This is a genomic window from [Flexibacter] sp. ATCC 35208, assembly GCF_001975825.1.
Classification (GTDB): domain Bacteria; phylum Bacteroidota; class Bacteroidia; order Chitinophagales; family Chitinophagaceae; genus Chitinophaga.
In genome coordinates, this window is record NZ_MTKN01000006.1 from 149266 (window position 1) to 165342 (window position 16077).

Here is a 16077-nt window from a genome sequence, read left to right on the forward strand (position 1 = left end):
TGACATTCTGCTTTAAATACATTTGCGATGTAAAAGACGGGTTATTTAGCTATTTACTTTAATTAAAACGGATGTATAAAAACAAAGAGGTTCCTGATCCAATCAGCTTCTGGAAAAAATATAGCTTGCTGAATAGTTCGAAATTTTTTGAGAAGGGCAGCAAAGATGAGAAGACCTATTGCCGCTTTTGTAAGAAATCACCAGGTGAAACAACATTTAATGAGATTACCCATCTTCTTCCTGAACTGTTAGGAAGGAATCAAATTTATACTTCCCAGGAATGCGACAAGTGTAACCATGTTTTCAGTGATTATGAATCTCATCTGGCTACCTTTGTAAGACCTTTTTTAACCATGTTGGGAATCCAGGGGAAGCGGGGTGTCCCTATATTTCAATCAAGGTCTGATGGCCGGAATCAGGACCTGGTAACTAAAGTGCTTTATTCAGAAGGTAAACGAAGTGTCTTTGCGGGTAAAGATTCTGATGTGAAAATAGATTATGATAATCATCAATTAAGCATTCTGTTTCGTCATCCTCCCTTTGTACCATTAAAGATATATAAAGCCCTGGTTAAAATTGGTATGTCCTTAATGCCTGTTGAATTTGATGTTTATTGCAATCATATTTATAAATGGCTTTTATCTGCTGAAGATAATATTGACTTCATCAATTATGGATTCATGACTACACTTAACGGGGTTTACTGGCGGGAACCCGGCGCAGATTTGTATCAGGCTAACCATATATATACAAAAAAGGAAGCTTTCCCTGAATATACCCTTGTACTCAGGTTTGCTAATCAGGTATTTCAAATTTATTTGCCATTCACAGATTTACGCAAGTCAGGTCACAAGCCACACTCTACGCTTATGATTGAGCTATTACCGGCAGTGGTTTATAACATTTTTAAAAGCAATCAGCAAACATATACGATAAAGCCCTTCGAGTTTGGAAGAGATTACAAGGTATTACAGAATAGAAGGCTTGATTTTTCCTTTGGAGGTATAGAATATCCTTTGCCATAATTATTAAATAAGTTCTATACTAATTTCCTCCTTCGTGTATGGTGTATACTTTGCTTTTATCGTCACTTTATTTTCAGCCATATCGTTGTTGAAGGTGATTGTATTGCCATTCAAATTGGGAATTATCTTGGTGATCCTGCTGTAGTCTGTTTCTCCAAACGTAGCACCCAGTATTTTTTTATAGGCCAGTTCATTCATTTCTAAACTGACTCTGCCAGCTATCATCTCCAGTAAACAAAAGAAGTCCTGTGGGGTTATGTTATTTTTCATTTGATGTTGATTTATGTTTATCCTATAATGATTGGTGTTTACCTGTTGTAAAGGTATTTTTTTGCAACCGATATTTACCTGTTTTGAGCCTGCTCAATTAAATCTAACGCTCTTTTGTGGTTTGTCTCTAATCCCTTAAATAACGAATTGAATCATCAACCGCTGCATTGTATCTATTTGCCATCAACAATTCTATATGATGTTGTAACTGACTGCAGAATGGAGCACCCAAGTTTTTTAAAGATGGCGTCCTGCCAGGCTATATCACCAGCATTCTCCGGCTTTTTTAGTAAATAATTCAATGTGTCATTGCTTCCTTTTTACGAATTTGTTTCGTGTATAGAGGTAACAGTACTGCTATTCGAAAAATGTCTACCCGTCTTTTGTAAATTCCGCTGATGGTGGTTCTTCGTCAACTTTGGTGGTCGTGTTAAGTGTACGTAACTCTTGAGATGAAATGCTTAAGGGAAATCAGAACGATTCTTAACTCTTTCACCATTGTATTTACTACGTCACCACCAAACATGACGAAGAACCACCATGGTCCGGAATCTACACCGTCTTTTCCAATTTTTCCCCATCTCCCAAAAAAATTCAGGACTAAAATTCACCTTTAGGATAGATCCATAAGATACTGAATTTTGAATTGTTTGCTTTTTTGTCTTGTTTGCGTAACGCAAACAATAATTTTCTTGTAAACGGATAGATATTAAAATGTTGAAAATAATTAATTATTATATTAATAATTTATTTAATTATAAGTCCAATTAAAACGATTGATCAAACCTGAAAGGTCTTGTTTTTAGTAATTATTACACAGATGATTGCTTTTGGCGCAATGTCATTGACGGATGAAAGTCGTTCCTATCTGCTACGGTTACGCAATTCCTTTGGAATACCCTCGTATTATCAACAATTCGGTATAGAGAACATGACCCTTACGGGGGGGATTTGCCGGATGAATTGTCTTTGCTGGTACCTCAAGCGAAGTAGTTGGACGTGCTTACCGGTACTCCGTAATGATAACTTCGTTACCGATCCAGAATCGAAAATTTGTTTCCTGCAGCACAGCAACCTGCATCAGTACCAGCTTTTCATGCTGGACATTTATTCTCCGATCGCCAAACGAACCATTGCCCAGACTTTGCGTTCAAAGTCTGGACAGGATGGCTGACAGCCCGATTGCTAAATGTAATTTTTCTCTAAAAGGTTTTTGAGAAACATTGCGCTGGTTTTAGCAGCATATTTTTTTGCTTTGTCATCCTTCATTGTCATATTGTCCATCACAGATTTGAAAATGACCCACTTGGTCTTCCCGTTGTTGGCCACCATTGTGGCTCTGGCAACGCCGTAACTCTCCATTTCTAGAAACACAAGACCATACAAAAAGAAACTATAGAGTTAGTGGTGAACGGAAGCCGTTATGAGTTCGTATTTGAAGAAAAGGGTCAACATGTGGCGGAGCCTGGAAAACCGGTCGCTGGTTGATAAATATCCTATCAACATCGAAATAAAAGTAACCGGCCCGGCAGCAGATGTTGACTGGAATGATGTGGTTAAATTTATTGACCTGTTAACCAATAACAGACTGCGTGTTAACGCGAACATCAAAGATGCGCAGACAGTGTTAGGCGCATGCTTCAGTGCCGTTTATAAAGAAGGGTATGATAGTGAGTTTTTAAAAGATATCATATTTACACCCACCGGTATCGATTATAAAGGCAGGCATCCCTATGTGCCTAATACCTTCCTTTACGACTATTTCTTCTTTCCTCAATATGCGAAAGATATATATGAGGATGTGGGAGCCGTAGCCTACAGGGCGCATTTTAAGGACCATTGGTTTTTGGGGATTTATTGTGAAATATAAAACAGCTTTTCAGGCAGTAAACAATAATATTACATTACCTCCAAAATAAAACCCATATAACCAATCAGTATCGTCGGGAAAAAATGTTGATTCAGAAATAAAACATTCCAGAAAGGGGGCAATCACCAGCGGGCCAATTCAATTATTGTTATAAATAGCGCTATTAAAATAAACCAAGCATCTTATTTTCGAGTTCCCGGACAGCCTTACTTAAAAGAAAAATGACGGATCGCATAAAAGATAGCGAGTCAACTAAATTAGTTATGCCCCGAATTACAAAGAACTTCATTTATAGCCGATACCTCGAATAATATAGCAAGTATAGTACAGGTAATATATTCTGGAATTTCGAAGATCGAATTTATACTGTAAGACCGTCAATCATTCAATTATACAACATACGTGTTATAACATTTGTCTTCAACTATAAATACTTTTACAAAATAACCCTAACGTTGATCCGGGTTCTTTTTACCTTTTACCTATATAGCTTTGTTATGTGCATCTAATACCCATTACGAAAACCATTGGTTCTGTGATGATCTGTACACCATCCCGACCCATTTCCAATAATTACATCAGCATTTAATGAAAAAGATTTTATTGTCCCTATTGCTATGCTTCATCACACCACTTACCAGCAATGCACAAGACAACCCTATCGTCCCGCTACCGGCCGATCAGGCAGAATTATTCAAGTACACCAGTACACCCGTAAGTCTGTACACCGGTGTACCACAGATTGCCTACCCGATTTATGAAATCAACACCGGAAAGATTAAGGTGCCTATTTCTCTTAGCTATCACGCCTCCGGCATAAAAGTCGGACAAAAAGCTACCTGGGTAGGACTTGGTTGGACCTGTATGCCTGGTGGAAACATCTCCAGATCTATCCGGGGTATAGAAGATGAAACTACAGCCAAAGGTTGGTTTAACCATTACATCAATATTGATACAGTTGAAAAGATCAATGATTATTACTTAATGCGATCCTGGGGGGAAAGTAATGGTCTCGATTTACAACCCGACTTCTTCAACCTAAGTATCCCTGGTAAATCCTGCAGGTTCTTTTACTCCAGGCGGGATAAGAAATTTGTAACCGCTCCATATCAACCAGTTGTGATAAAGCGAACGAGCGACAATAATTACCAGGTTACAGACGATGACGGCACCAGGTATGCCTTTGAACAAAAGCTTTACTCATTTTCAGATAACCAGGGTGTACAGCGCCATATTGTGAGCTGGAACCTGACCAGCATTATCTCTAATGATTCAAAAGATACTGTCACATTCAGCTATGTGGCGGACACCAACTCTGCAGACAGAGGACTGGATGAGACACGTTCATATACCAAATTATATCATTGGAATCAATCGCAGGAGGATATAGGTGGCTATAAGCCAGAAGATGCAGTGGTATCCTATTCTTACTCTTATAGTAACACACCCAAAATATCAGAAATCACTTTCCGCCAGGGGAAAGTGAAGTTCTATGCTAATACACTCCGTAAAGATTACGGTGGCAATGCCCTGGATAGCATTGTTGTATACAGTAAGGATAATGGTAGCTACCAGCGTGTTAAAAAAGCGACCCTGGCATATGATTATTTCTATGACGGCAACAGCTATCCCTCCTTTAGTGATTACAGGTTAAAACTCCTTTCTTTTACTATGGAGGATATGGATGGGCAACAACCGGAACGTTATAGTTTTGAATATGACAATACCCAATTGCCCAATACCGCTTCTAATGGAGTAGACTGGTGGGGATTTTACAATGGTAATCCGACTCAGTTTACCCTGTTACCACAGGCCCTGCCAGAAAAGGAATTTCTCCAGAATTTCGGTAACCTGGGTATTGCGAACAGGGAACCTTCTGCTTCTGCGATTTTAGCGGGAACACTAAACAAGGTTACCTATCCTACCGGAGGCTATACAAAATATAATTTTGGCATTTCTAAATATTATGATGTATCCACTTATACAAGTCTACAAAAACTGGTGGATGTCACATTTACAGGATTGCTTGCATCTAAGCAGTCAATTCATGATACAAGTATTATCTTTCAGGTAAAACCGCCCCTAAACAAGAGTCTGACAAATTCAATTGTTATCAATATTGATTATTCCACTCACTCACCAAATTCAAAGACATATGCCCAGGTAGTTGAATTATATGATCTAAACTTAAGTACTACCGAGCCGTTGCCATTGAATTTATACCCCAAGGGAGATGGTACATCACCAGAGTCTATTACAGCTTCATACAACTGTGATTCCAATCATACTTACAAATTACGTCTATATATCGACGACTATATTACAACCAGCATAAAGGCTACAATAAGTATGTCCATCCTTAATCAGGTGGGAACAAGTTCAATGGGCGGAGGTATCAGAATCGAATCTATTGAATCATACAATTTAGACAATACTCTTCAGAAAAAAGAGGTATATAAATATGGTGCATCACAGAACGAAGGAGGCACTTTATTAATACCAGCAGATGAGATTCGTAGCAAAAACTATACTGGTATAGAAACTTATAGAAATTTGGTGCACGGAACGGCATCATGTATTCCAGGATACGGATATCGATATACATTTTATGGCCAGTCGTATTATCCTTCTGTTACATTTCAGGGAGCCAATGTTGTATACAACTATATTTATAAATATGAATACAACAACGACAAACCTAATGGTTTGACAATGTATCAGTATGCATTGCCAACGGATTATACGACGATTGCAAACCCCAGTACCTTTGGTGGTAAAGAACGAGTGGATAATTCCTTAGCAGAAGATCTGCTACTGGATGAAAAAGTATTCAGGTTTAATGCCACTGATAGTACTTTCGACCTTATTAAATGGACCAATAATTCATATGGCGGTAGTAACTTCTCTGTTGATACGGCGATCCTGATTTATACAAAACGATTATATCTGGACGACCTGTGTGGAGACGAAACAGCTCAAAACAGCTTTGGATTTAGCTATATACCTTTAAAGAGTGGAGGTCGTAACCTGGCTTCTACTACCGTTCGCGAGTATGATAACAATGGAACTCTATTTGAAAACGTAGTTAATTACACGTATAATAGTAAGAACTACCCCAAATCTGTTACCAGAGTCAATAGTAAGTCTGATACGATTGTCTCTAAGATGTATTATCCTGGGGAACATGCATCCACAGATGGCAATGCATCCATTCTCAATAGCATGGTATACAGAAACATGATCCGCCAACCTTACTGGCAGGGAAACTACACTAATGGCACATTACTGAGTTATAAACATACCCTGTTTGGAAACAGCTGGGGCACTAATGATAGTTTGATAGCGCCTAAAATGGACAGTAGCTGGCAATTAGGTAACGACAACAGTCTGCCTGCTACCACCATTGCTTACCAAAGCTATGGCCCTTATGGTAACATCCGCCAGATCAGAGATGATAAAGGTATCACGGCTGCTTACACCTGGACTGCTGATGGTACCTATCCGGTTTCCCAAACTGCCGGTGCTGCTCTCAATCAGGTATTATATGATGGCTTTGAGGATATTAGTTCCTGGACAGGCGTTACCCGCGATGCCACTGTTTCTCACACTGGTAAATATGCTGGTCTCATTAGTGGTGCAAGTACATACATCAATCCAAACTGGTTATATGTATCTCTTTCAAACACGACTACCTTCCGTTTCTCCGGATGGGTGTACAGCAATGGCCCTTCTGCTACTATAAATCTATTGTCAAAAACCAGTGCAACCAGCACCGGCTCAACCAATATAGCGAATATATCTACGTCCGAAACTGGTAAATGGGTATACATTGAAAAAGAATACTCCGTTCCTTCCGGTACCCCATACATCACTATCAGTCTGACAAATAATGGTAGCGGGAAAGTATGGTTTGATGATATCAAATTACGCCCATCAGCATCCCAGATGAGCACTTATACCTTCGATCCGCTTAAAGGTATGACCAGCAAGTCTGACGAAGGGAACCATACACTATATTACGAATTTGATGGTCTGAACAGACTGAAACTGATTCGCAATAAGGATAGGAATATCCTGAAAATGTACTGTTACAACTATGCAGGTGAGATTGATCAGTGTGATGGCGCAGTATATTATAATGATTACCAGAGCCAAAACTTTACAAAGACCTGTTCATCCGGGAGTACTTCCATAATAACCTATGCAGTAGAAGCGGGCAGATATGCCTCCCGTGTAAGTGTAGCTGATGCAAATTCGAAAGCACTGGCTGACATTACAGCGAATGGACAAAGCTATGCCAATAAAATGGGCGATTGTAGTTATTACCTGAGTGAGCAACTGGTAGATACCTTCTACTCTTCCAAATGTACCAATGGTGGAATATCCAATCCTATTGAATATAGACTGGCAGGAGGAACTGATACTTCCTATATTAGTCAGGACGATGCCAACGCAAAAGCGCAAGCAAAGTTCCAGTCATTAGGACAGGCTTATGCAGATTTAAAAGGAAATTGTGGTTACTATAATACAGCACAAACCGGTAGTTTTCAGAAAACAAATTGTACGGATTCCAGGGCAGAAGGTTCATGGATAACAGCTACTATCCCGGCTAACACCTATTATACTTTGGTCAGTCTGGATAGTGCCAATGCAGTGGCAAAGGCTGCATTGAAAGATAGTGGTACCGCCCAGGCGAATAGATTAGGGATATGTTACTATTTCAGTGATGAGCAAAAAGTGACCAAAACCAAAGCCTGTGATTCCGGGTATGTGGGTACCGATGTAACTTATGTTGTAGCTGCAAGACATGACTCTACTACAATCAGCAAGGATACTGCCAATGCAATCGCGCTGCGATATGCTAATGCCAATGCGCAAAGCTATGCTAATACAAATGGCACATGTCAGACCTGCAATTTGTTGTTCAGTAAAAAAGCTGGTTCTGGTAGCCTGAATCCATTTAGTATCACCGTCACAAATACTACTACCGGTGCGGTTGTATATCAAAAAACTTTTAGTCCGCTTACAGACGAAGACCTGAAAGCATGTGCCATTATACCAACAGGGGCAACTTATACTGTGACAATGGCGTCCACAACTCAGGTATATATCACCGTAAATGGTACGACCAAAACGATTACAGCCAATGGTAGTCAAACATGGACAGCAGTTTCACCTACTATCAATGTTGTTTTATCCACTGTAGCACCTACAGTATATAGCAGTGGAGCCAGCTCCGGGTCTTATACCAAAACCAACTGTACAGGAGATTCTACGGGTGTCGCTTATATTTATACGTTAGCCGCAGGTTTATACACTTCCACAATCTCCCAGGCTGATGCAAATGCCCAGGCACAGGCGTACGCTAATCAACAGGGACCGATTGCAGCTAACCAGTATGGTTACTGTATACCATCCGGTAAAAATTTTGGGGTCGTAGTGAAACGCGGAGCTACAGTGCCGGGTACATTAAGCATTGTAGCTACAAACAACTCGACCAGTGCAAAAGCTGTCAATACCACAGCTAAAACGGACTGGCCTTATTATACAACGGTGGCGACCGGTGTCACTTACACTATTACGATGCAAATGATAACCGGAACAGGATCTTGTACAGCCAGTATCAATGGGGTTGAAAAGACTTTTACAACCAGTACAATAGCTACTTTCACCGGCATTTCACCGACCACATTCATCCTTGTCTGGAAAAACTAAATCAATGCGACAATCAAAATTTATATATTTATTATATATCTGCCTGCTGGGAACAATTGTTCCCGGCATGGCACAGGTACCGGTCAATACATCACGTACTGCCGCTACTCCTGTAGTGCGTCCTGCTGCGCTAAATACCTTAAAAGCAAGTTCTATCCGGGTCTGGATTCCCAGTATGATTACGACAGATCCGAATGCGGTATTTGATACCAGCAGGTCAACAGCTGATGTGAAGCTGATGACTCAATATCTGGATGGATTGGGCAGACCCATGCAAACAGTAGCAAGAAGAATCAGTCCTAACGGCAATGATATGGTCACTGCTGTAGTATATGATTCACTTGGCAGACAACAATATCAATACCTGCCCTATATACCTCAACAGGATAGTGCCCATAATGGAAAAATAAAGTCAGATCCGTTTGCGGCGCAAGCATCTTTTTATCAAAATACTGCACTCAACCCCGGCATCGCAAATGAACATGTGTACTATAGCCAGACTGAGTATGAAGCCTCTCCACTAAACCGGGTATTAAAAAAATGGGACCCCGGTGATAGTTGGGCACAAACAGGCGGAAATCATCCGGTAGAAATGCAGTACTATTACAATACCAGCGACGATGCTGTACTGATCTGGAAAATTGCAATTAGTAAAAAGAACTGTTCCACCACTGCTACTTATGGTTCCGGTTCCGCTACTCTTCCTGATACTGCCGGCATTTACAGTACCGGGCAGCTCAATAAAAACATTTTAATCGATGAAGCAGGGCACCAGGTGATAGAATACAAGGACAAAGACGGCCAACTCATTCTCAAAAAAGTACAATTGGCCGATAGTCCTGGTAAAGCCCATGATGGATGGTTATGCACCTACTACGTGTATGACGATCTGGGCAGTCTTCGCTTTGTAATACCGCCACTGGCAGTACAAAATATCATGTCTGACTGGAAGATCACTTCAACCGTCGCCGATGAACTTTGCTTCCAGTATCAATATGATGCACGTGGCCGCATGATTTCGAAAAAAATCCCCGGAGCAGGAGCTGTTTTAATGGTATATGATAGCAGAAACAGAGTCGTATTTACTCAGGATTCATTACAAAGAGGCCAGTCTTCTCCCGAGTGGCTGACTAACTTCTACGATGGATTGAACCGCCCCTATGAAACGGCGCTTTACACCGTTACCAGCAGCAGAGAAGCCCTGCAATGTACGCTGAATACTTCTACCAGCGATACCTCTCCGGTCTATAATCCCGTGCCGGACATCAGCGCGGGTGCACTCACCCCATTATCTTACACTTACTATGATAATTATAACTATACTGGTGTACATAGCATTGTGAACACAGCCCTTTCAAAACCGGAAGCAGGCGACAATCCTTATAGCCAGGCCAATACTTCTTCCAGTACGCGTGTCGCCACTCTCACCACAGGCACAAAGGTTCGCATATTAGGCACAGACCAATGGCTCACCACCACGAACTACTTCGACGATGATGCCCTGACTATCCAGACAATTGCAGATAACCATACAGGTGGAAAAGATGTGACCAGCCTTCTATATGACTACAATGGCAAGGTGTTAAGCACCTACCTTACGCATACCAATCCTTCCAGCACTGTCACGCCTCAGACAACCTTACTGACCAAAATGGGTTATGATGCAGCCGGTCACCTGATTTCACTCGTCAAGCGGCTGAATGACAGCACCAACCTCGAGGAAAAGATCGCAGAGAACACCTATAATGAGCTGGGACAATTGCAGCAAAAGAAAATAGGCGTAGCTGCCAGTGGGCAGTTAGATACCCTCACCTATACTTATAATATAAAAGGCTGGTTAGCGGGTATCAACAAAGCATTCGTCAATTCCACCGGCACAGACAACTGGTTCGGTGAAGAAATCAGTTATGATGATGGCTTTGATAGCAGCCAATACAATGGCAACATTGCAGGCATCAAATGGAAAACCAGGTCCAACGGCATACCAAGGGCATACGGTTTTGGTTATGATGGCGCCAACCGCCTCAAAAAGGCTGTCTTTAACCAGCAAAACAATACAGGAGCAGCATGGACATCAGACAAAGCTGACTTTACAGTAAGCAACCTCGCTTATGATGCAAATGGTAACATTAGCTCAATGAAACAACAGGGGTTAATAGGTACTACCAACAGTAATGTGGATAACCTGACGTATACCTACCAGGCCAACAGTAATAAGCTATTGACCGTGACGGATGCCAGTAATACAAGCACCGCCAAACTAGGTGATTTTAATGATGGTACAAACACAGGCGATGACTATACATACAATGGTAATGGGAATTTAATATCCGATCAGAATAAGCATATCACTTCTATCAGTTATAACCTGCTGAATCTTCCAGAAAAAATTCTGGTCAGCGGCAAGGGTACAATTAATTATTTATATACAGCAGATGGCAGGAAACTGAAAAAAACCGTAGTGGACAGTACCTTGTCTCCTGTCAAAACTACTGTGACTGACTACATAGAAGGATTAGTGTATGAACGGGACACCTTACGATATATTATTCACGAAGAAGGCCGTATTCGTCCGGAATACGATTCCGGCAAAGCCCTCGTTTATCATTGGGATTATTTTGAAAAAGATCACCTGGGCAATGTCAGGGTAGTATTGGGAGATAATGCAGACACCAGCGTATACGCCGCTACCATGGAGACAGCCGGCAGTGCGACTGAAAACGCTTTATTCAGTAACATAGACAATACCCGCACAGCGCTTCCTGCTGGCTATCCAACGGATGAAACTACCAATCCAAATGCATATGTAGCCAGGCTGAATGCAGAAAGTGGTGAAAAAATAGGTCCATCCATTGTACTACGGGTGATGGCGGGGGATACCCTGCAGCTGGGGGTCAAAGCATTTTATAAAAGCACGGCAGCGAGCACCTCCAGTACTACCACAAGCAGTATGCTGGCCGCACTTATACAGGCATTCAGTTCTTCCACTATCTCTGATGGTACACATGCGGCTGCGGGTACAAATTCCGCTATTTCGTCAGCATATACATCCAGTGAGTACGAAGAGTTGATCAGCAAGGATGCGGATGAGAACCTTGCTACTAAACCAAAGGCGTATCTCACCTATGTACTTTTTGACGACCTGTTCAACATGGTAGATGATAATAGTGGTGTGAAACAGGTACAGGGAAATCCTGATGAATTACAAACATTGACGGTAGAGAAGTTCGTTATTAAAAAAACAGGATTTGTTTATATTTATACAAGCAATGAAAGTGGGGAGAATGTGTATTTTGATAATTTGGTGGTAGTCCATAACAGAGGGCTGTTATTGGAGGAGACGCATTATTATCCGTTTGGCCTCACGATGGCGGGAATTAGTGCAGCGGCTATAAAAGGAGCGAAGTATGCAGAAAATCGGATGAAATATAATGGGAAGGAGCTACAATCAAAAGAGTTCGGAGATGGCTCAGGACTTGAATGGTATGACTATGGAGCCAGAATGCAGGATCCACAGACCGGTAGATGGCTTGTAGTTGATCCGAAAATAGAAAAGTACGAATCAATTTCTCCATATGCTTATGCCTATAATAATCCAATTAGATTTATTGATGTTAAAGGACAAGATCCTGGTGATGTTGTGGTTGCATTCGGAGGAGCAGATCTTTTTATGCATAAGGATAAGGGAGGGGCGCCTTTGATTATTCAACAAGTACAGCAACAATATCTTAGCAAGAAGGGTGGGCAGGGAGAATCTTTTTATTCCCAATATTGGAATACAAATCATGAAAATGAAGAAAGTTTGGATAAGGCAACTCAAAGTGCATATGATTATGTATTATCCAATTACAATAAAAGTGATGGTAAAGATGTTGAGGGAGGAAAAGTAGTGTTGCAGGGATATAGTTACGGTGGAGTGATGGCTACGCATTTAGCTAGGAGATTGAAGGAAGCAAATGTGCCCGTTTCTTTATTAGTTACAGTTGATGCAGCAGCAGGCCCTGAATCCGATAATCTTGATAGGACCATCCCTTCTAATGTAGATAAGAATATAAATATATATCAAACTAACCCTTCTTTGGTAAGATCACATGGAGATAAAAATAAAAAGGAAGAAAGCAGCAATACTACGGTAGTGAATTTAGATGTGACAAGGTTCACAAACGAACATGGTAAGATTGATGATTATGCCTTAAGAGCAGTAGTGAATATGATTTTACGGGACCTTAATAAAGATAGAAAATAGAAGTAATTAAAATGAAATCAATATTTATGGCTACTTCAGTAAAACAAACAATTTTAGTTTCTTTGTTTATCATGGGAATAATCATGGTTTATCCAATATTATTATATTTTTTACAAGACTATAAAGCTATTTATAACTACTTCCCATTATTACCATTTCATTCTTATATCCAGGTTTTTTTCAGTGGCCCGGTTTTAATTACGATAGGAGCGATCATTTTTTTTGCATATAAGCAGAGAATAGTGGGATTGTTTTTTTCTATAACAGGCTTATTCTGGATAGGGGCAATTATCCATGAATTAATAACAAAGAATTGATTTTTAAATGCATTGAACATGAGGGCGTCTCAAAAATAAGAGGCGCCCTTTTTTGTTTTATGGCGATGTATAGAGCGTAATCGAATTGAAGTAAGATTTGTAAAGAAAGCTGTTGGGGCAGGTGTTTTTTAAAAGTAGGTGATATCGGCTTTTTTAAGCCGCTTTCTTCCTTAAGTTGTGTGCGAGTGCCAGTAGACCGGTTTCAACTGCTACTTTTTCTTTGCTAGCAGAAACAGGCTACCTGAAGCAAAGGCAATTCTGGAAGGGTTGTTTGCTAATCAACCGATTCGGCCAAAAGTAGCGGCAATATTGATAGACGAGCCAACATATTCGGTCTTCCGGCCGATGGGTCGCAAATTGACTGACCAAACTGAACTATCACAACGCTCATCAACATCGGAAGAAGGTTGATTTAAATCTGTTTGCCTCTGCATATTGTTTACGGAACGCAAACGGCGTGTTTTCGTAAACAATATGACGTAAGTTTTTGAAAATGAATCACAATGTATTCAATAAAAATTGATGAAGTGCTGAAGGGAAAACTGATCTAATGCCCCAACCCATAAATAATCAGTTATAAATATTGAATATAAGTTTAATCCAAGTCAGATGTGCTTGCTGGCTGACACCAATGACTTCAGGGATTGGGAAGAGTCCGGAAACATTTTACATCCTAATTGTTACGCTGATGTATCGCATATATTTTAATGGAACTAGTTCGGTTACACATACAAATTGCTCAACAAATGGACATCCGCTACATTGCAGGCCAGATAAATGTTAAGGCCCATCAGACATCTACATTCAAGAACCTTCCTGTTATAAGAGCTTCCCTAAAAGGTAAAAGAGTAGGTAATTATAGTACGTTTGACGACAGGACAATATTTGAGAATGAAGGAGAGTATCCTTATGCATTTCATTATGGCGGAAGAAGCGAGCTGCAATTTAATATAGGTGTGGAAGACCAGAACGGAAAAAACATATTTAGGTACGGTGTGGGCTTTTCCCTTTCTCCCAATCGAAGCCAGCCAGACCCTATCAATTATCTGACCCCAAAAATCCTGGCATTTAATGAGTTTATTAAGGAGAATCCTGATTTTTTTAACGGACTATTTCTTTGGCATTACCCTAATAGACCTAAAAGACACCGTTCAGCTGATTTTCCGGTTACCGCGATTCCCACCTCCTGGATAGTATGGGACAATTTCATTTTTATCGGGCAGTATTTTAACAAAGGCATCCGGGAAGTGAATGACCAAGACATTGATACTATTTTAGCGCTATTTGAGCGATTGATGCCCGTTTATGAATTTGTAGAAAGTACCTTTTTGGCACACAGAATCAAAACCAATGGAGAACGTATCTCAAGGATTTGCTGGAATGATAACGGGTGGATTAAACCGTCAGGACGATCTGGGAAAAGTGATGATAGTAAATCTCATGAAGGTGAGTATGGATATGGGCACGAGGAATGGCTATGTGACGTTTCAAGAGTACTGGACGGTTATCATTACAGTTTTCTGGAAACTATTCGGGGGATAGAAGACTCGGCTGCTGGAAAAAAATACAATATTGACCTCTTTACCATAAATGGATTAACCGGAAAGAGGAATATGGTCGGTAGAATCAATAATGCCGAAGTGATCAGATCGGAAACCGCTATTGAGATAAAAAATGAATATCAGCGCAGAGGTTGGCTCGATGGTATGCGCAAGCAGATAATTGATGCAGGTGGGTCTGCTACGGGTTTTTCTGACTGGCCCGGACTTAATTTTTTTAATATTCGGTTTAAGCTGGAAGATCTACAGATGTTTGACGAGTATCTTCTTATTGAAGATCCACGCTTTGAAAAGCAAAATAGGTATGAGCTCCTGTATAAAAAGGAGGAAATTCAGCTTGCGGTGCCTGTCAGCAAATCGATGATTTTTAAGCCTGATCTAAGTAAGGAAGAAGATAATGGCACCAGTGTAGAAACGTCTGTGTATAACAGACAACCCAGAGCTATTGAAAATAAATATTTACATAAAAAAATGCGCGATGGTTTAAAGAATCATTTAATGGACCTGCATGGCCATTGTGTAGCCAAAGAGAGTCCCACCGGTCAGGGAACACTTGTTGACGTTGCACGTGAATGGAACGGACACCTTATCTTTTATGAGATTAAAGCTTATCCAACCGTCAGGGCTTGTTTGAGAGAGGCCATCGGGCAGCTGCTTGAATACTCCTTTTGGCCAGACTCCGAAAGGGCAAAGTTACTGGTAGTGGTAGGCCCCATGCCATTGACGGATGAAAGTCGTTCCTATCTGCTACGGTTACGCAATTCCTTTGAAATACCCTTATATTATCGACAATTCGATATAGAGAGCATGACCCTTACGGGTGGGGATATGCCAGATGAGCTGGCACTGCTACCATTATAAGAACGGAATACGCAAATAATAAACTGAGTACTTTATTCATGTCTGAGTAGGTTGAAATACTCTGCCCAACTCACTGGTGGTCCTCCTGGGAATAACTAACTGATAAAATATCACTCGGGGCACTTGTTGTTTGTAATCGGAAATTTATTGTCTTTTAAAAGAAATTAATAACTATAATTTGGAAATTATATGCCATAAAAAGGAAAATAAATTT

Annotated in this window: 7 protein-coding genes; 6 read left to right on the forward strand and 1 reads right to left on the reverse strand. The window is 40.6% G+C overall.

What is annotated here, in order from left to right; translation table 11 throughout:
- Nucleotides 1-71: 71 nt before the first annotated feature.
- A complete protein-coding gene (locus tag BW716_RS06490; protein ID WP_083721721.1) occupies nt 72-1025 on the forward strand; it encodes a hypothetical protein in 954 nt (317 codons plus the stop codon).
- 3 nt (nt 1026-1028) lie between these two features.
- Here BW716_RS06490 and BW716_RS06495 read toward each other — a convergent pair whose 3' ends face one another.
- Nucleotides 1029-1295, reverse strand: coding sequence for a hypothetical protein (locus BW716_RS06495; RefSeq protein WP_083721722.1), 267 nt, complete (start codon nt 1293-1295; stop codon nt 1029-1031).
- A 1423-nt stretch (nt 1296-2718) separates the two neighbouring features.
- Between BW716_RS06495 and BW716_RS06500 the strand changes: the two genes are divergently transcribed.
- The 5 genes from BW716_RS06500 (at nt 2719) to BW716_RS06515 (ending at nt 15863) form a co-directional block, all read left to right on the forward strand.
- The gene (locus tag BW716_RS06500) at nt 2719-3165 is read left to right on the forward strand and encodes a hypothetical protein (RefSeq protein WP_143708756.1); all 447 of its coding nucleotides are present in this window, start codon (nt 2719-2721) and stop codon (nt 3163-3165) included.
- A 588-nt stretch (nt 3166-3753) separates the two neighbouring features.
- Nucleotides 3754-8880 (forward strand): DUF5977 domain-containing protein, encoded by a 5127-nt coding sequence (locus BW716_RS06505; RefSeq protein WP_083721724.1) that lies wholly within the window; start codon nt 3754-3756, stop codon nt 8878-8880.
- A 4-nt stretch (nt 8881-8884) separates the two neighbouring features.
- The gene (locus tag BW716_RS06510; RefSeq protein WP_083721725.1) at nt 8885-13126 is read left to right on the forward strand and encodes a DUF6443 domain-containing protein; all 4242 of its coding nucleotides are present in this window, start codon (nt 8885-8887) and stop codon (nt 13124-13126) included.
- Nucleotides 13127-13152: 26 nt separating this feature from the next.
- Nucleotides 13153-13443: a hypothetical protein gene (locus BW716_RS37590; RefSeq protein ID WP_143708757.1), complete on the forward strand. Its 291-nt coding sequence runs from the start codon at nt 13153-13155 to the stop codon at nt 13441-13443.
- A gap of 956 nt (nt 13444-14399) precedes the next feature.
- Entirely contained in the window at nt 14400-15863 is a 1464-nt protein-coding gene (locus tag BW716_RS06515; RefSeq protein WP_143708758.1) for a hypothetical protein, read from the forward strand.
- The last annotated feature ends 214 nt before the right edge of the window (nt 15864-16077 follow it).

Bases quoted from the DNA above. Each gene is read 5' to 3' on its own strand.
- BW716_RS06500 (WP_143708756.1), top strand. From the start codon at position 2,719: ATGAGTTCGTATTTGAAGAAAAGGGTCAACATGTGGCGGAGCCTGGAA.
- BW716_RS06490 (WP_083721721.1), top strand. From the start codon at position 72: ATGTATAAAAACAAAGAGGTTCCTGATCCAATCAGCTTCTGGAAAAAA.
- BW716_RS06495 (WP_083721722.1), bottom strand. From the start codon at position 1,295: ATGAAAAATAACATAACCCCACAGGACTTCTTTTGTTTACTGGAGATG.
- BW716_RS06505 (WP_083721724.1), top strand. From the start codon at position 3,754: ATGAAAAAGATTTTATTGTCCCTATTGCTATGCTTCATCACACCACTT.
- BW716_RS06510 (WP_083721725.1), top strand. From the start codon at position 8,885: ATGCGACAATCAAAATTTATATATTTATTATATATCTGCCTGCTGGGA.
- BW716_RS37590 (WP_143708757.1), top strand. From the start codon at position 13,153: ATGGCTACTTCAGTAAAACAAACAATTTTAGTTTCTTTGTTTATCATG.